Raw genomic sequence first — 17,962 nt, forward strand, 5'->3', positions numbered from 1 at the left:
TTATATATGAGAATACTGGAAATTGTGATTGTGGATACTTTGTCCGATTCTTAATAAAAGAGGCGAAGATTATGAAATTCAAGATTCCGTTCATTATAATTGTATCACTGATTATTTTAACCGCTACTTTTTTGTTTATTAATCATCAGTCAAAGAGAACACAGGTCATCACTAATTCTGCAAAGATGCAAAGGTGTGATGATACTGGAATATTCCAAAGATTATCAGGTACAACAACCAAAGCTTGGGGTTTTGGGACTGGCGGTAATATGATGTTTAACGGTTCTGTGGTTTGCATTTATGATAGTTTTGGCAAGCCTACAATTAGCAGCATTATTATCTCTGATAATAAAAAGGAAGCACAGATTTATGTGCAAACCGATAGCAGCATATTGAACCAAGAACGAGTCGCAGTTGTTTTACCTGCTGTCCATACTGTTCAAGTTTTTGATTATGAAACGAAATCTAGTTTTGCAATCTACCCCGACGCATTCCGAGATTAACATCGCCTAATTTATTAATGTTAAATGTTATCGGTAGGAATCTGGCTTTACTATTTCTGTAGGCGTTGCAGCGGGCAAGGTAACAATGAAGGTCGTCCCATGGCCCAGCTCGCTTTCCACACGAATATCGCCATGATGTAGCGATACGATCTGCTTAACAATGGCCAGTCCCATGCCGCTGCCATCATATTTACGACTGTGGGAACGATCAGCCTTGAAAAAACGCTCGAATATATGCTTCTGATCCTCAGGAGAAATGCCAATACCAGAGTCGGTTATACGGACGATTACATATTTACTATCTTGCTTAATGCTGACATGAATAACGCCGCCATCCTCCGAAAATTTAATGCCGTTGCCGAGCAGGTTCGTCCATACTTGATTAAGCTGATCATGATCGGCAGTTAGCATTGCTGTCTTCAAATCGAGTTCGAAACGAATATTACGTGCTGACCATTGCGGTTGAATAGCGACGATGACTCGTCTAATTTGTTCATCAAGGCTGAATGAAGTCAGCCGCATTTGTTGCGATTGGGATTCAAGCAGGCTCAGCTTTAGCAAACTATCGCTCATCTTGGACATCCGCGATGCTTCAGAAATGATGATATCCAGGTATCGGATTCGATCTTCATCCGAGAGATTTACTTGCTTAAGTGCCATAGCATACCCCGATATGGAGGTCAGCGGCGACTGGACCTCATGGGACACATTGGACACGAAATCTCTGCGCATCTGTTCAAGCTGCCGAAGATCAAACATCATCTGTTCGAAGCTTTGTGCCAGTGTACCGAGTTCCCCTTTTTGCTTAATATTCAACTTGATGTTAAAATCTCCGCCTGCTATTCGCCTAGTCGCTTCTGTCAATTTCTTGATTGGTCTCACCAGAAATATAGAAGCAGCCAAAATCAATACACTCCCAATTGACAATAAATAAATCAAAAAGGTGGATACCCATTTTATAGTAAAAGAGGCTGTGGGAGCAACAAGCGACTCAATAAACAATGCTCTCGTTCCCGCCTCCGTTTTCAACGGCATGCCTAAGAGACTTTGCGCAGTAAAGCTTGGGTCGACTTGAATCACTTCGCCAGCCAATACTTTCTTTACATCGGCCATTGACAGGATAGTAGAATTTGGTCCTTTATGTGATCCTAAATACTCGGACTGTCCCGTTTCATCGTATATTCGAATGTCGTAGGAATCGAGTATTTTCATACCGCTTACGATGAATTCTGCCTCTTGTAACGGTACAGTCTCGTAAACCCGAGCGATATCCTGACCCAAATTGAGCAAGGTTGTTTGCAAGTTTCCGTTCATCTTTTCTTGAAAAGTCAAAAAAGTAATCGTAAAAGCGATGATGATTCCCGCAAGAACAGCGGTTAGAAAGGTAAATATGACTCTTATATAGAGGGATCTGATCATTCGTCAGCCTCTAGCCTGTACCCCAGCCCCCGTATCGTCTCAATGCGAAAATCGGACGTATTCGCGAACCGTTCGCGCAGACGCTTAATATGCACGTCTATCGTACGGTCGTCTCCAGCGTAATCGATACCCCAAATCTGGTCGATCAGCTGCTCACGTGTATAGACCTGCCCCGGTGTTCCGGCGAGCTTATACAATAATTCAAATTCCTTCAGCGGCAATGTGAGCGATTCCGTTCCGCTCGTTACCTTATAAGCTTGTCGATCCAGCGTGGTGTTGCCGAGCTGAATGGTCTGCGTTGTCCCAATCCGATATCGTTTCAGTAACGCTCTAATCCGGACCTTCAGCTCCAATGGATCGAATGGTTTGGTCAAATAATCGTCCGTCCCAAGATCGAAGCCCTTTACTTTCTCCCAAGTCTCGCCTCTGGCCGTCAGCATCAGCAGCGGAAGCTCAGGATTTGCTTTTCTAAGCTCCTTGCACAATGTCCAGCCATCCATAACCGGCATCATAATATCCAGTACGACAAGATCGACAGGCTTCGAGGCATAGACAGCCAGTGCTTGCTTGCCATCAGCTGCCTCAACCGTTTCAAAGCCATCGTTTTGCAGAAACAAACAGACGAGTTCACGAATGTTTTCATCGTCGTCAGCAACCAATATTGTAGGCATCCATTCCCTCTTTTCTGTTCTATATCCCAAAACCAGTTTACCCTATCCCAAAATCGTTTCATAGCTGAATTTCCCCATCGAGCCTCTTATGAGAATCACAGCAAGCAGCGAAAGAACAACACCTAAACCCAATAAAATCCAAATGCTTACAAGCAGGATGCCGGTGAACTGCCCAACTACCAGAAGGATCACGGGCAGGACGAGAAAAACGGTGCGTTGCTGGGCTTCCTCCACAGTTTGCGCTTTCGCGGAGCCGCGTACAATGAGCGTAATGGCGATTAGAGAGATAGCCGGAGATACAAGCAGCATAATAATCAGCCAACTGATGCTTGGCAGTATCATACTGCCTGTTGTTAGAACGATTTCGATTTCCATCACAAGCATCATGGCCAAAAAGGAGGTAAACGAGACGATCATACTCATCAGGAAGGATGCCAGTATTTTGGATTGGAATATTTGCCTCAAGGACAGCGGGCAATAAAGCAGCGTTTCCAACGTGCTCTTCTCTTTCTCCCCGACAAAGGAGCTCGCCGCCATGACGGACGAAGCCATAATCGGGATGATCAAAAAGAATACAGGCATAATGCTGTTCATCACAAGTTTTATGATGTTCTGATTTAAAGGGCCTGTCTGCTCTGCGACGGGCAGCATTTCTAACAGCTTTTGAAAATCGGACGTCCCTTCCGGCACAAAGTAGATAACCAGAATAAATATCGAGGGCAGAATAACTGTCAGCACCAGCGGTACAATCAGTATGGTGGTGAACAATTGCTTGTTAGCGGTTATGCCTCTTATATCCTTTTTAATAATCGCTCTCTGCATGGAGTTAATCATTTGCTGACCCCCTTCCGCTGTTCAATTAATTCGAAATAGATATCCTCCAGGGAAGGACGCTGCGCCGACACATGATAGACATTGCCGCCTTCCTCCACAATGCGCCGAACGATAGGCGGGATTTCTTCTTCCGATTGTATATCCATCTCAAAGCTTTGCTCTCCGGTTTTCCGATGCGGCAGACTGCTGGGGAACCCGCTGGCTTTCAGCTTGACTGTCATACCGGAAGACACCCTGGCACGAAGCTGTTCAAGACTTCCCGTCGCGAGCAACGACCCGTTATCAATCAACCCGTATGAGGTGCAAATTTCCTGCGCATAGCGCAACTGATGGGTACACAAGAAAATGCTCATGCCTTTATCCCGTGCAAGGCTACGAATCAGGCTGTTGACGCTTTGGGCGCTCTCAGGATCAAGCCCGGAGGTCGGTTCATCTAAAAACAGGACTTGGGGATGATGAATCATCGCGCGAGCGAGGGAAAGCCGTTGGCGCATGCCGGTAGAATAGGAAGCTAATTTCTTATCTTTCGCATCCAAGAGATTCAATTTCTCCAATAGCGATTCAGCGCGCTGTTCACTCTCGCCGGAGCTGACGCCGAATACAGCCGCATAGAAAAGCAGGTTTTGAAGCCCTGTCAGATTGTCGTACATTTGCGCATGCTCCGTCATCACGCCGGACAGACGATGTATTTTTTCCGGGCTTTGCGCCGGATCGATATCAAACACACGACAGCTTCCCTCAGAAGATGTGAGCATTCCGTTTAATACTTTGACCGTGGTCGTTTTTCCGGCGCCGTTTGGGCCAAGAAAGCCAAAGACTTCACCTGGCTCAAGAGAGATGCTTATGTTATCCAATGCCTTTTTGCCATCGGAAAACATTTTAGTCAAATGATCCACCACAACTGCTTTCATATTAGCCCTCCCCCCTTTTTCAACCCATGCACGATATTGTTAAATCGCGGCTCATCCGCTAGCGCCGTAAACGCCGGATTGCTGGCAACAGCGTCGGTCATACTTTGCCGGACAATCTTTTCATCACGCGGCAGCGCTGTCCCCAAGTCGAGTTTATTTTCCAGCCAGTCATCCAGCCGATTGAAATAATCGTCTCCATGCAGCTGCAAAGGGTAAATATCTCCGGCAACCAGCTCTGCGTATTTCCCCAATAGCTCTAATGCTTTATCCTTACTCCCTATCGTCATATAGTCCTGTGCCGCGGTTATATAAAAACTCATCAGAACCGTTGGATGTAAGGTTTTGATCTGAAAAGCTTGGGCGACAGCAAGCGTCCGCTGAACCGTTTCTTCGAACGCTGCAGCATCATCCTTACATAACCCAAGGTATGAAGTGAGTTGATGAATCAAGTTCAGAACATTTTGATACACCCCGACCTGCAAAACACTTTTAGCTTCTCCTATATTCCCAGTCAATTGATAGGCTGAAGCAAGCAGCGTTTCAGAAGAGGCTAGTGCTGTATTCGTTTCCTCCAGCAATTCCAGCACCTCATTGGGCTGACCGAGGGAAAGCAAACATAACGCTTCCATATTCAATGCTTGTCTCGCCAGTTCTACATCGTCACTCTCTGTTTTTACCCTGACGAACAAGACCTTCGCTTCTTCTAAAATTTTTGAGGTTTCATCCGTACCGCCGGCCAGCATGCTGTGATTCACATACAACGCGCCAATTTGAAACAGCAGCGGAAAACACGAAAAATATTTTTTGGCGACATCGCGGCAATGATTCATTACCTCATCAAATGGACGCGTGGAAAATTCCATCGATAATTGCTGATATAGTTTGCGTATATCCTGCTTTGTCATTTGCGGCTCATATCCCATAAGCTCGTCTATGCTGACATTGAAAAAAGCTGCAAGCCTTGGCAGAAACGTTATATCCGGGTAGCTTTGGCCCGTTTCCCATTTGGATACAGACGCTTTGGAAACGCCGATATAATCGGCAAGGGCGTCTTGGGTCAAGCCTTTTTCTTTGCGCTTGTTTAGAATTGACCGAGAAATGTTAATTTCATTCACAAGCAACCACCTCCACTCGCCACCATTATAACGGTTAATAAAATCAACTGAAATGGATTTGTGGTTGATTTTAGTTGAATAAATTAACTGTGAGGAAACCTTTATATTTAGGTCTATTTTTCAACTAGTATTCCCCTATTCAATCCTTTTAAAAAAGCAAAAAGGCCGCCTAATAGCGACCTTCTAATATTTCCGTCCCCGTTTCATGTTGGAAGCGTACGAGCGGAACCGTTTGGCTAACCGTTAAGCTTTTCTGAATGCCAAATAGGGTTGCAAATTGTACGCTTGCTTGAAATTGAACGGATTGCATTTGATAAATACTAAAGTGAGTTAACTTGAAAGCAGGCATTGATTGATCATTCATTAATGTCGTTAACAATTGCTGCTGCATAACCGCTTGATTGGATACATCATTCATATTACTTGCATAGAACGAGGCGCTTTTCGGTATATTCGTGAAGACTCTCTCTTCCGCAGCATATTGTGCGGCTTGACCCGCATTCTCGATGGCGATGTGCAGCTTCTCTTTAATGGTGTCTCTTTTATGTACATAGTTATGACTCCATGTAGCAAGCAGCAGGACGAGGATAGCCAGAAAAGATAATGCAATCATCGATTTTTTCTTTTTTAGCACTGGGCTATTCACCAACTTTTATAGGTGTGTGAAGAAGATAATAAGGACCGGTTGTTTCAATCGGTGAACGTGCGGGTTATCAATTCTGTACCGCGCGCGGTGAGGCGGTACGATGAGATGTCAACCACACTCGCCGGTTATCTGTGCGTGCCATCCGAAAATTTCAGCGCGGTGTTAAACAACTTGCCAGTCAAGGCAGAAAAGGACGACGGTCTGTTGATTATCGGCTAGGCAGACGCTTATCGCTATGTGTGTCTGTAATCGGAAAATCCGCCTCGCCAACGGTTTGGCTCCGCTGTAAGGATCGAAAGAGCCTTACAGCGGGGAAAAGTGCGAGTTCACGCTTTTGTAAGGATCCAATGAGCCTTACAGAAGCGAAAAGTGCGGGTTCTTGCCTCTGTAAGGATCCAAAGAGCCTTACAGAGGCAAAAAGTGCGAGTTCACGCCTCTGTAAGGCTCCAAAGAGCCTTACAGAGGTGAAAAGTTCGGGTTCACGCTTCTGTAAGACTCCAAAGAGCCTTACGGAGGCGAAAAGTGCGGATTCACGCCTCTGTAAGGCTCCAAAGAGCCTTACAGAGGCAAAAAGTGCGAATTCACGTGGCTGTAAGGCTCGAAGGAGCCTTACAGCAGCGAAAAATGCGGGTTCACGCCTCTGTAAGGTTCCAAAGTGCCTTACAGAGGCAAAAAGTGCGAGTTCACGCCTCTGTAAGGCTCCAAAGAGCCTTACAGAGGTGAAAAGTTCGGGTTCACGCTTCTGTAAGGCTCCAAAGAGCCTTACAGAGGTGAAAATGCGTGCGAGAGAGGCGCAACGGCCCTGAATTCACCTTTGTAAGACGGTTTTCCGTCTTACAGGAGCTAAAAAGTCCCAAATATGCGGCTGTAAGACGGTTTTCCGTCTTACAGGAACCAATTAGTCCCGAATATGACTCTGTAAGACGGTTTTCCGTCTTACGGGAGCTAATAAATCCCGAATTTGCGTCTGTAAGACGGTTTTCCGTCTTACGGGAGCTAATAAGTCCCGATTATGCCTCTGTAAGACGGTTTTCCGTCTTACAGGAGCTAAAAAGTCCCGAATATGTGGCTGTAAGACGGTTTTCCGTCTTACAGGAGCTAATATGTTCCGAATTTGCGTCTGTAAGACGGTTTTCCGTCTTACAGAAGTCGAGTTTGGCTACAACCGGATTCGCATTCATTCATCTATTAGTTACATGAGCCCACATTTGTGCAAATAATGTTACTACGAGCAGCATCAGGTTACATAACTAGCACGTCTACATTCTTGACAGAAGTACAATAATACGGGTTCACGCGTTTGTAAGGTTCTTTCGAGTTCTACAGAGTCGAACGTGAGTTCTTTCAAGCCCTAATGAGGCGAAACGTGAGTTCTTCCAGGCCCTACAGAGGAGAAACGTGGGTTCTTTCGAGCCCTGCTGAGGTGAAAAGTGCGGGGTTGCGCGTCTATAAGGCTCTAAAGAGCCTAACAGATGTGAAAAGTGAAAACTGAAAAGTGAAAACTTACAATTCACGCGTCCGCAACCTAAAAACCGCCTAAAAAAGCCATCGTCCTGCGTTCTGACGCACATCACCTTCGGTGCCATAACGCGCGCTGTGCGAAGCGCGCGAATAACGCTGAAGCTACATACTCCGGCATCATCATGATACGGGCGTCATTTGGACTAATAATGCATTCACAGCGTCGCAGTGATCATTTTATCTATGTAAGAAAACGATGTAAACTGGCAATATTAGCAATTCTCGACGTGTTGCTTTCACGTATTGCTTTCCGTTCATTTTTAAATCTGCTTCTTATACTTGGCGAGCTTGACGATCAAATATATCGTTAGTAAGAACAAGCAATAAATGAGCAGCACAACGACCCACTGCATAGCTCCTGAGAACGCATTATCTCCTACATAGGCGAATACAAGCATTGCTGGGATTTTGCCAAGAACGGTAGCGAGCAGAAATGGCTTGACAGCAAGTCTGAACGTACCGGCATAACAGTTGATTATAAACGCAGGCATAATCGGGATTAGCCTTCCAATAAGCACGGACCAAAAGGCATTTTTGCGGATCGATTCTTCAATGGTTTGCAGCCGATTAGATTTTGCTAAGTAAGCCATTCCCTGTTGTCTGAACAAAAAATAAAACAGCGAATAGGTAATCAACGCTGCTATCGAAGATGCAGCTATGTTCAATAGACCTCCAACTAGAAAGCCATACTTCGCCCCGATTACAGCCCCCACTATCCCAAATGGAACAAGAGGCACGATAGCCAGCAAGACCGTGCCTAGAAAAATGATGGGAAGCTGATTGCTGCCATCTGTCTGAAGCCAGTTCATCATACTGTCCTGATTAACGTACACCATAACAACGAGTAAGATGTAAATGACGAATACATAAAGCTTAGAATACTTCATAGCCATCCTTTCTAAATGCCAGGTAGTTGAATGTCTCTCCAGTCATTAATATTGCACTGTCCTTCACTGTTTCGACCCACAGCAACCACTGTACCATCCCATTTAAGACCGAGAGTATGCGTACAACCCGCAGCAACCGATACTAGATCACGCCAGACATGCACATCGCATTGGCCATATTCATTCCAACCGGTTGCAACCACTGTACCGTCTCTTTTAAGTCCGATAGTATGATGACTTCCTGCCGCTATCGCTATAATCCCTCTCCAATCGCTTACATCACATTGGTCATGTTTATTCAATCCCACAGCAACGACTGTGCCATCTGATTTAAGCCCTACGGTGTGAAGGTATCCCGCAGCTATGGACACGATGTCGCTCCAATCGCTTACTTTCGATTGGCCATACCTATTGTTGCCTGCAGCCGTCACCATGCCGTCGGATCTAAGGCCTACAGTATGCCAGTCTCCCGCCGCTACCGCCACCATATCACGCCAATCGCTTACCTCACATTGTCCTTCATTATTACGGCCTATCGCTATCACCGTTCCGCCTGATTTAAGTCCGACAGTCCGGCGCCAACCCGCCGCTACGGCAACAATATCGCTCCAGCCGCTTACATCGCATTGACCATACTTATTCCAACCAGCAGCCGTCACGGTGCCTTCCGAATTAAGGCCGACGGTATGAGAATTCCCCGTATGCGCATTACCCACCGCTACCGCTATAATATCTCGCCAGCTGCTTATCTCACATTGGCCATATTTATTGTCACCCGCAGCGATCACCGTTCCGTCCGATTTAAGGCCGACCGTATGACGATAACCCGCCGTTATGGCATCTTTGGGCCACCGTTTCACGTTTAGCTCCTCTTCTTTCGATGATATGTAATCCATGTCTTACCTCCTTGCAGGCCTTTATCATCATATAATTAATGAAGTTAAATATCGAATCAATCATTAATTCAGAGCTCGACGGAAAGGAGAGAGCAGCAAAGAGGCAGAGGTTCTGGAGATACGATAGTGGTCGCTTTTAAAGCCAGATTCCTACCGCAACCATCTGTACAATAAAGGAATCTGGCTTTAATGCGATCGAAAGAAACCCTATGACTCGCAACGGCGCTTCCCCTCACTTCAAGTCCTACACTGATTTCGGTGTTTTTGACTAATTTCTCATACAATTAATCATGTTAACTATACCTTTTAATGAGGGCAGCAAGTGTTACGATCCCTTTCTCTAATTGCTCTATCGAGGCATAAGCATAAGATAGCCTCAAGTATTGGTTTTTGGAGAAATCGTACATGCTTCCTGGGTTAAGCAGCACTTTTTGTTGAAGCGCTTCTTTGAACAGCTTCTCGGTAGACAGCTTACTATTTAGTTTCAGCCAAATATAGAAGCCTCCCTGCGGTATTTTCCATTGTGCATGACTCTTTAAATGCCTGTTAAGCAATTGGAGAGTAAAGTCCCTCCGTTCTTGTAGTTTAATGCGCAATTGCGACAAATGCTGCTGGTAAAGTCCGCTTTGCATCCACTCTGCTAAAATCCATTGTGACACTGAACTGGAGCCATAGTCCATTTGCATTTTAATATCGCCTAAATGATCGATGATCGATTCTGGCCCAACTAGCCATCCTATTCTTAACCCAGGGGCTAATGATTTGGATACACTGCCCAGGTACAACACCATTCCTGATTGATCCTTCGATTTTAAAGATGGCGGAGGCTCCTTATCGAACCAAAGCTCACGGTAACAATCGTCTTCAATAATAGGAAGCTGCCGAGCCTTGCTCCATTGCAATAATTCATGACGCCTGGCCTCGCTCATTGTCACTCCTGTAGGGTTGTGATAGGTCGGGATCGTATATAAAATTTCCGTCTGATCTGTTGGGGAAGGCTTCATCAGCCATGGAATAATTCCTGCATCATCCATCTCTACACCTTCCAGCTTCATCCCAAAGGATTGAAACACATTCAACGACTTCAAATACGAAGGGGATTCCACATATACTTTTGATCCAGGGCTCAGAAGCCCAATAGAAATAAGCTGCAAGGCTTGAAGCGCTCCCGATACGATTAAAATGTTGGAAGCGGGAGCATCGATTCCAATCGTGCGCAAATATTGACTTAGACTTTCCCGAAGCTCTTTTAACCCTTTCGGTTCTAAATATTGCAGCGAATGAATGGTTAAGGACAAACGCTGCAGGATCGTTTGAAACATGTCGCGCGGAAAAAGGTCAGGCGATAGTTCACCTGTTCCAAGCCTGATGTAGTCCGGATCAAATTCCAATTTATTTATCGTCTGAATCGTTGGCAAATTACTTTCATGCAATCCGCCTGCTATATATTGCTTCCAGTTGGGAGTTCCCCTCGATAGCAAGGAAGACCACGTATTGTTGATCACTTTTGTCCCTTGCGAATGGAACCCTTGAAGCAGTCCCATCGCTTTTAGCTCATCCATAGCCTCTACAATCGTGCTCCGATTGACGCCAAACTGGGTAGACAGCACTCTTTGAGACGGGAGCTTGTCCCCTACGATCAGATCGCCACGGGCAATTTTATAGGCAATGTAATGTGCAATCTGCTGGTAAACAGGGGGGTCGGTATGTTTGTCCGGTTTCCAATCTTCCGAATCCATTTTCATTTTTCCTCCGCACATCGTAGTCCGTTCATTATAGGGGTTTGGTTGGGTTTATTTCAATCGTTGGTTGTTACAATCCACTTATTGAATCATTAAGATGAATGTAATAACAAGGAGGTTACGACATGAACTTAAAAAACTTTTTGCTAGAGGATTACTTTGACCAACACGAGTTTTCTACCCCCTACTTGCTTTCACAATCTGATTGCGAGTCCATGACGATAAAAGAATTGCTTGCACTGGAGCCTGGCTCAGAAGAAGTATTTCTAAATGGTTGGTTGGGTTATTCAGAGGTAAGAGGCGCATTGCCCTTGCGAGAAAGAATTGCAGCCCTATACGATAACGGAGAAGCCAATCATATCCTTGTTCATGCTGGCGCTGAAGAAGCAATATATAATTTTATGCAAATTTATTTGGAGCCGGGCGATCATGTTGTTTATATGTCTCCCGCATACCAATCGCTATATGAGGTTGCCAGCTCCCTGCAATGCAACGTTTCCCCGTGGCGACTTCAACAAGGAGATGAAGGATGGCTGCTTGATTTGGACGAGCTCCCTAAGCTTATTACATCCCGTACAAAATTACTGGTGCTCAATACCCCTCATAATCCGACAGGCTATATGTTGAGTGACGAGGAGCTAATCAAAATTGCCAGAATTGCTGAGGAGCATGGCATCTTTGTATTTTGCGATCAGGTGTATAAAGGACTTGAATGGGATGGCTCTAAGCACGCGTGGTTTAGCGATCTTTATGACAATTCCATCTCCTTGGGTGTCATGTCCAAAGCTTATGGCTTGGCCGGCCTTCGTATCGGATGGATTATGACTCGCAACCAATCGGTATATGACAAAATGGTAAAATACAAATATTACACAACGATATGCAGCAGTGCACCGAGTGAGTATTTGTCTATAATCGCATTAAAAAATCAGGATAAAATTCTCAAACGAAACATTTCGCTCGTCCAAAATAACCTTGCTATTGCTGACCGTTTTTTTGAGCAGCATAAAGACTACTTTGTTTATAACAAACCAATGGCCGGCCCAATTGGCTTTCATCGATTGAACTTAGAGGAGAGCATTCAAGACTTCAGCGCTGATTTAATAAATAAACAAGGCGTATTACTGCTTCCAGGTCATGTATATGAAATGGATGGGAATTACTTCAGAATGGGATATGGCCGAAAAAATTTCAAAGAAGGCTTAACGCAATTCATGCAATATTTCAATGAAAAAATTAATTAACAACATTAAGTTTCATAAAATACAGCATAGAACCCGGTACCTGCGCGGCACCGGGTTCTGTTTCATTTTTCAAAGCCGACTCTATTCTCTTCACAAATCCATTAAAAGGCTAGTGAATTACTCTAATCTTCTTTTTAATTCGCGAAGCGATCAATTCTAGAATCACAGCATAAACGAGGATAAAGTAAGTGATGGCGCCAATTTCCCTTACATCATAATAGAATTCGCTGGCCATAAACATATCGTACCCGATTCCCCCTGCTCCAGCGGCCGCTCCCATGGCTACAGCAACTGCAAAGTTGATCTCGAATCGCATAAATGTCCAGGAGATCAAATAGGTCGCGCTGGAAGGGATCACGGCTTGAAAGACGATCTGCCACCAATTGGCCCCGCTCGCTTTCAACGCTTCAATAACGCCTTTATCCAGCTCCTCAAAGGACTCCGAGTACGCTTTAACCAAGTAGCTAATGGAGTGAAACGTCATCCCGATGACCGCTGCAACACTGCCCAGTCCTGCGGCAATAGCAAAGATCAATACCCACAATACAGTCGGGACCGCCCGAATGAAGGAAACGCCTGCTTTGATCACGACCGAAAATTTGGGGTTTGAGAGATTGCGAGCTGCTAATAAACCCAAGAACAAGGCGATAACCCCGCCGAACAACGTCGTTAGAAAAGCTAAAGCCAGTGTTATGCTTATCTGGATCAGAGCGTCAAGGAATGTAATATGGCTTAAACGAGGCAGAACAAACATCGTTTTCACCGTTTCCAGCGAAGATAAGACCGCGTTAAGGAAATCGATTTTTTTGTAGTCAAAGGTTACAAAGCCATACACGGTAAGAAAGATTAAGCCAAGCATCGTTAGACGTATCATAAACGATTGCTTATTGAACGGCTTATTCTTGATTATGAAATCGATCTGTTCGCGTTCATCGTCTTTGTCAGGCATCGTTTTCAGTGCTTCTTGCAGCTCCATGTTACAAGATCACCTTCCTGACATAGTTTGAAATGGCTTCAATCACCATAATGGCGCAAACGATGACAATCACAACCATAGATGCGGAATTATAGTTTAGGCTTTTGTAAAATAAGCTGAAAAGAAAGCCGATGCCGGTTCCGGTCAAAATCCCGATCAGCGTCGCATGCCGAATATTCGTCTCAATCATGAACAGGATCCAACTGAGCAATTGAGGAATGCTGGATGGAATGACGGAATGAACAATGATCGACCAGTAGCTCGCTCCGGTAGCTCTCAGCGCCTCGACGGAGCTGTTGCTCACCTCGTCGATCGATTCTGTGAAGGCGCGGGTCAAAAAGCCGAAGGAACCGAAAAATAGCGCAAAGTAGCCGGTCAGCACATTTTGCCCGAACGATAGCAGCAGAATCATGGACCAGGCGGCAACGTCGACGTTACGGAATAGAGTCGCGATCGAACGGGTGATCCAGCTAATCAGGCCGCCGACTCCCGTCGTTTGAGAACCCGCAATGGCAAACAGCAAGGCAAATATAGCGGCAACGAAGGTAGCGGCGATAGATACGAGCAGCGTTTCGGTTAAGCTTCGAACAATATCGGGCAATTGGCTCATGAGTTTGATGTATTGGCTTCATGCTAGACCTCTCCTTTTGCGCTAAGCTTTTGCGATTGGCTGAGCGCTTCTTTTCTCATCCGTAATTCATTCCATACCGCGATTCCGGGACTTTTGCTTCCGAGCGCGACATCCTTTTCTCCGTAAAACCCATGAAAATCCGAGCCGCCGGTCATGATCAGCTTGTATGCTGAAGCAAGCTCCTGCGCTTGGCGTTCATCCTCTTCGTTATGCAGCGGGTGCCACACTTCGATGCCTTGAAGCCCAGCTTTGACCAGCTCCGGTACAATCTCGAAGCTTTTGTATTGGCCAGGGTGTGCCAGTACAGGAACGCCTCCGGCCTGTAAAATAACCCGAACGGCCTCGCACGCGTCCACATACTCTGTCGGGATATAAGCGATGCCCGGCTGCTCGCCGTTCTGGCCTCTGGCGAATAGCTTTTTATATAAATCTCCGTATATTGAGTCGGTATATCCTTGGTCAATCAAAGCATGCATAATATGCTGCTTGTAGACACCCGTTCCGCCTTCTGCATAGTTCTGAACGGCTTCCCACGTTATGTTGTAGCCCGCTTGAATCAAGCGTTCGACAGCGTCATAACAACCTTGGTGCCGCTGCTCCAGCATAGGGCCGCAAAACGATGCAATCGCCGGGCTGTTCGTCTCGATGCCGTAACCGAGAATATGAACTCTTCTCCGCCGAGTGAAGTCATAACCCGAATTCTCGATTCCGGGCATGATCTCCACACCGCGCACCCTTCCTGCATCTACCATCTGATCTAACCCTGCTGTTGTATCGTGATTCGTTATCGCCAGATGCCCTACGCCTTCTTGGACAGCCAAATCCAAAATTTCATCCAACGTAAAAGACCCATCCGAAATGGTTGTATGACAATGCAGTTCGATTTTCATAAAAGCCTCCTTAAAGAATTCATATCCTTTTCATTGCGGCGATGCCGACTTTCTATGCCATGAGTCTAACTTGATGCCAAGTAGCGAAGGTTAAAGCTGTGTAATCACAGCATTAAGATTTTGTGATGGTGATGAAACGATGAGAAAAAAAGAAGAACCACTTTGCGCAAAGTGGTTCTTTTAACTTATCGATTATTGGGTCCAGTTCTCTTCGATACTCAATCGGTGCGGAGGAGCATGGCGTCATGTCCTACCGTTTTCTCCATCGGATAAATGGCAGATACATAATCGTGAATATTACAAAAGCAATGACTTCTTCCACTGCCAAGTAATAGGGGTACGGCCCTAATAAATCTAGCAGGGATCCGCCAACTGGCTTATGCCTTAGGAACATATAATTAGCGTCTAGCCAGTAATCCGTACCACCAACGACTACGAGAAGAATGTTCAGAAATATCATCGTAATCCATATAGATTTCCAAGTTGGACGGAGGTTTTCTATCCATGTCATATAGAGCGGGGCAAGGATAATCATAATATGAACGATGAAGAAATGAAAAAAACGAAAATGCGGAAACGGATAAGCTAAATCCGGCGTAAACATCGCCTGCAGCGCACCGCCAATACCCGCAAAAAAAACGATCTGATATAGCAATCTACTTCGCGTAAAAAGCATGATTATGGCCAGCAGTTGCGATATACTGCAGAGCTCTAGCGGGAGCGTATATCTAACGTCCCACAGGCCTTGGATGGTATACCAGTAATAGAGGACAATCTGAGGTGCGAGGAGGCCCAGGATAATACCAAACCGGATGATCATTTTCAGAATAGGATGGTTGTGGACTTTGGAACGAAAGCAATATAAAAGAAGTGCCAACACAACCATAGCGGCAAGCATAGCTGCATGTGATGCGGAGTAGGGAATAAAATTTTCTGTAGCATACCTGGAAAAAAACGAAGACAATTACTCCCCTCCTTCTTATTCTAAATAACAGCTGACTATATTTCCGGTTTACTTATCTGTTATATCTGGAGAGCAACTAAGTTTTGTTAACTACATTTTGTAAAATAATGGACCTAGCTGTCAATCATTTTATGAATAATTGCTGGTAGTTTCTCGTAGGTATTCGTTCCCTCTAAACAACGCTGGCAAAAGCCGAGCCCCCGACGAGGAGGTTCGGCTTTTGATTTACGAAAGACTATCCGCTATCTGCTTGCACCTTCTTTGAACAGATTCACGGCAACGTCTTCGTCTCCGACTTCCTTTACGATCATTTTCAACCCGTCAATCTGGTCGAAAGCCGTTGCGTCGAAGGTCATCGAGACAACATCTTTTCCATCTTCCGTGTAGTCCATCGTCGCCGTATTTGAAGGCAGATACGTGTTGCCCTGATCATCGAGAAGCGTTACTTTCCGTAGTATGCTTTCGTCCACCGGCACGGCTACGATAAATTCGATGGCCATTCCTGTGGGCAGCATTTCTGCGGAAAGAACCTTCACCAGCTGATTCTCTTCGGCAGTGTATTTCACCGATTCATGGTTCGTGAATTTCTTGTCCAGCTCAATCCTGCTCTTCCAGTCGCCCGTGATTACCCGATAAGGCTTCTCGAAATGCTTCCAATATAGAGAGATTGATTTAATGTCCAAGCTCAAAGCTTGCATGTCGTCAAATTTCCCTTGCGGGGACTGAACGATAAGGTCATATATGACCTTCCCGCTATCCCTCCGGGTGACGTCGGATTCCCAATCCATTGAACTAGCCAAGCTGTTCCGATTGCCATCCTCTACAATCGCCCTCCCGTTACCGTCATGAATGTCCAAATCCAAGAAAACGCGATCCACAGTCCTTACCCGCGAAGAATCACCGAAGTCCAGTTGAAAGGAGATCACAAGCTTGGTCTTGTCTGCGACAATGCGATCCACCTGCACCGTGACGCCGCTGTCCTCGACAGCATGGTTTACGGTTTGGAGAAAACCGTTATCTACGGCCTTCTGAATTCCCGTGTCCTTGTAAAAGAAGGATTTGATAGCCGCGATCGCCGAATCGTTGCTTAATATCGACACCGTCAGCACACCAAACAAAGCGGCGGCGGCAACCCATACTCGCCTTTTGCGGAGTGATACCCCCCTCTTTTTCACACTTTCCGACTTGAGCTTTCGGATTTGCACAAACGCCGCTTCTGTTTTGCGCAACACGCTGTCCGGTATATCGCATTCCTTCGATAAGTTATCCATCAATTTTCTTTCCATTTCGCTATGCATTCCGCATCGCCTCCCGATGGTCAGTTGGGTAGAACCTGTCCGCTTCCTTTAAGGTAATAGGCCCTTAGTTTTTCCCTTGCCCTACTTAGCTTGGACTTGATCGTATTTTCATTCTCATTGAGAATTTCGCTGATTTCCTTTGATGTAAACCCGTTAACGTAATGAAGAATAATGACCGTTCGATGACTCTCGGTTAACATCGTTAAGGTTTGGTTGAAATCGATCTCTTCGTCCAGGTTCGGATGGGTAAAAGATAGGCTGTCATCGCCGATCTTGCTGTAATCCTCCACGTAAAGGACCTTTCCCCTTGATTGAACAATGTCATTGCATTTATTAATCAGAATGCGGGTAATCCACGTCTTGAAGTATTTCGGCTCCCTTAACTTGTGAAGATCCTTATATGCCGCAAGAATCGTGTCCTGCAAGGCGTCTCCGATATCGTCCTCCGACAGGAGCCTGATTCTCGCGATTTTATATAGAGGTGACATATAGGCGTTAATGGCCTGAATAAACGCCTCTTCGTCTCCTTTTTGAGCTTTTATGATGAGAGACTCCATATAACTCCTCCGGCTGAATGATGTGTACTGCTTTGTACATGTACTCTCGTTAGACTCCTAATGGCTGCCAAATAGTTGCATCGGTTTACGAAAAAAAAGAGGCTATCCCGAAAGTCCGCCATTCATGGCTTTGGGACAGCCCTTTATTGAATTACATTCATTGATTCAATATAACGAGCCCAGTCCAATCAATAATCAGATATATGGGCAACCTAGGCCGGTTTCGCAAAACTTCACTTCCATTATTATACGTGAAA

Annotated in this window: 17 protein-coding genes; 2 read left to right on the plus strand and 15 right to left on the minus strand. The window is 45.5% G+C overall.

The genetic code is table 11. From position 1 onward, the window contains the following. The first annotated feature begins 71 nt into the window (after positions 1 to 71). Complete coding sequence (locus tag ACFVTB_RS02005) at positions 72 to 503, plus strand: hypothetical protein (RefSeq protein WP_387744349.1); 432 nt, start codon at positions 72 to 74, stop codon at positions 501 to 503. Between the two features lie 27 nt (positions 504 to 530). On the opposite strand, the gene ACFVTB_RS02010 is transcribed toward ACFVTB_RS02005, so the two are convergent. The 9 genes from ACFVTB_RS02010 to pdxR all read right to left on the minus strand — a co-directional run bounded on the left by ACFVTB_RS02010 (position 531) and on the right by pdxR (position 11,142). Beyond that, positions 531 to 1,922: a sensor histidine kinase gene (locus ACFVTB_RS02010; protein WP_387744351.1), complete on the minus strand. Its 1,392-nt coding sequence runs from the start codon at positions 1,920 to 1,922 to the stop codon at positions 531 to 533. Continuing rightward, on the minus strand, positions 1,919 to 2,593 hold the full coding sequence (locus tag ACFVTB_RS02015; RefSeq protein WP_387744354.1) for a response regulator transcription factor: 675 nt from the start codon (positions 2,591 to 2,593) through the stop codon (positions 1,919 to 1,921). Before ACFVTB_RS02015 ends, ACFVTB_RS02010 begins: the two co-directional genes overlap by 4 nt. Before the next feature lie 42 nt (positions 2,594 to 2,635). Continuing rightward, positions 2,636 to 3,427 (minus strand): ABC transporter permease, encoded by a 792-nt coding sequence (locus ACFVTB_RS02020; protein ID WP_387744356.1) that lies wholly within the window; start codon positions 3,425 to 3,427, stop codon positions 2,636 to 2,638. Next, a complete protein-coding gene (locus ACFVTB_RS02025; RefSeq protein WP_387744359.1) occupies positions 3,424 to 4,338 on the minus strand; it encodes an ABC transporter ATP-binding protein in 915 nt (304 codons plus the stop codon). The genes ACFVTB_RS02020 and ACFVTB_RS02025 overlap by 4 nt, the downstream gene beginning before the upstream one ends. Continuing rightward, positions 4,335 to 5,453, minus strand: coding sequence for a helix-turn-helix domain-containing protein (locus ACFVTB_RS02030; protein WP_387744362.1), 1,119 nt, complete (start codon positions 5,451 to 5,453; stop codon positions 4,335 to 4,337). Before ACFVTB_RS02030 ends, ACFVTB_RS02025 begins: the two co-directional genes overlap by 4 nt. 169 nt (positions 5,454 to 5,622) lie before the next feature. Further along, the gene (locus ACFVTB_RS02035; protein WP_387744365.1) at positions 5,623 to 6,087 is read right to left on the minus strand and encodes a hypothetical protein; all 465 of its coding nucleotides are present in this window, start codon (positions 6,085 to 6,087) and stop codon (positions 5,623 to 5,625) included. 1,793 nt (positions 6,088 to 7,880) lie between these two features. Continuing rightward, positions 7,881 to 8,507, minus strand: a complete 627-nt coding sequence (locus ACFVTB_RS02040) for a TVP38/TMEM64 family protein (RefSeq protein ID WP_387744368.1) — start codon at positions 8,505 to 8,507, stop codon at positions 7,881 to 7,883. A gap of 11 nt (positions 8,508 to 8,518) precedes the next feature. Further along, complete coding sequence (locus ACFVTB_RS02045) at positions 8,519 to 9,403, minus strand: RCC1 domain-containing protein (RefSeq protein WP_387744371.1); 885 nt, start codon at positions 9,401 to 9,403, stop codon at positions 8,519 to 8,521. Between the two features lie 293 nt (positions 9,404 to 9,696). Then, positions 9,697 to 11,142 (minus strand): MocR-like pyridoxine biosynthesis transcription factor PdxR, encoded by a 1,446-nt coding sequence (gene pdxR, locus ACFVTB_RS02050; protein ID WP_387744374.1) that lies wholly within the window; start codon positions 11,140 to 11,142, stop codon positions 9,697 to 9,699. 128 nt (positions 11,143 to 11,270) lie between these two features. Between pdxR and ACFVTB_RS02055 the strand changes: the two genes are divergently transcribed. Beyond that, positions 11,271 to 12,389, plus strand: coding sequence for an aminotransferase class I/II-fold pyridoxal phosphate-dependent enzyme (locus ACFVTB_RS02055; protein ID WP_387744377.1), 1,119 nt, complete (start codon positions 11,271 to 11,273; stop codon positions 12,387 to 12,389). Positions 12,390 to 12,498: 109 nt separating this feature from the next. Here the strand turns inward: ACFVTB_RS02055 and ACFVTB_RS02060 are convergent, their stop codons facing one another. The 6 genes from ACFVTB_RS02060 to ACFVTB_RS02085 all read right to left on the minus strand — a co-directional run bounded on the left by ACFVTB_RS02060 (position 12,499) and on the right by ACFVTB_RS02085 (position 17,705). Then, positions 12,499 to 13,338: a PhnE/PtxC family ABC transporter permease gene (locus ACFVTB_RS02060; RefSeq protein ID WP_387744914.1), complete on the minus strand. Its 840-nt coding sequence runs from the start codon at positions 13,336 to 13,338 to the stop codon at positions 12,499 to 12,501. Positions 13,339 to 13,366: 28 nt separating this feature from the next. Continuing rightward, a complete protein-coding gene (locus ACFVTB_RS02065; RefSeq protein ID WP_387744380.1) occupies positions 13,367 to 13,975 on the minus strand; it encodes a PhnE/PtxC family ABC transporter permease in 609 nt (202 codons plus the stop codon). Positions 13,976 to 13,998: 23 nt separating this feature from the next. Next, on the minus strand, positions 13,999 to 14,886 hold the full coding sequence (locus ACFVTB_RS02070; RefSeq protein ID WP_387744382.1) for a PHP domain-containing protein: 888 nt from the start codon (positions 14,884 to 14,886) through the stop codon (positions 13,999 to 14,001). Positions 14,887 to 15,136: 250 nt separating this feature from the next. Continuing rightward, positions 15,137 to 15,850, minus strand: coding sequence for a YwaF family protein (locus ACFVTB_RS02075; protein WP_387744385.1), 714 nt, complete (start codon positions 15,848 to 15,850; stop codon positions 15,137 to 15,139). A 242-nt stretch (positions 15,851 to 16,092) separates the two neighbouring features. Then, positions 16,093 to 17,148, minus strand: a complete 1,056-nt coding sequence (locus ACFVTB_RS02080; protein ID WP_387744388.1) for a DUF4179 domain-containing protein — start codon at positions 17,146 to 17,148, stop codon at positions 16,093 to 16,095. Between the two features lie 20 nt (positions 17,149 to 17,168). Beyond that, positions 17,169 to 17,705, minus strand: coding sequence for an RNA polymerase sigma factor (locus ACFVTB_RS02085; RefSeq protein WP_387744390.1), 537 nt, complete (start codon positions 17,703 to 17,705; stop codon positions 17,169 to 17,171). Between the last annotated feature and the right edge of the window lie 257 nt (positions 17,706 to 17,962).

The organism is Paenibacillus sp. NPDC058071, assembly GCF_042885235.1.
Taxonomy (GTDB): domain Bacteria; phylum Bacillota; class Bacilli; order Paenibacillales; family Paenibacillaceae; genus Pristimantibacillus.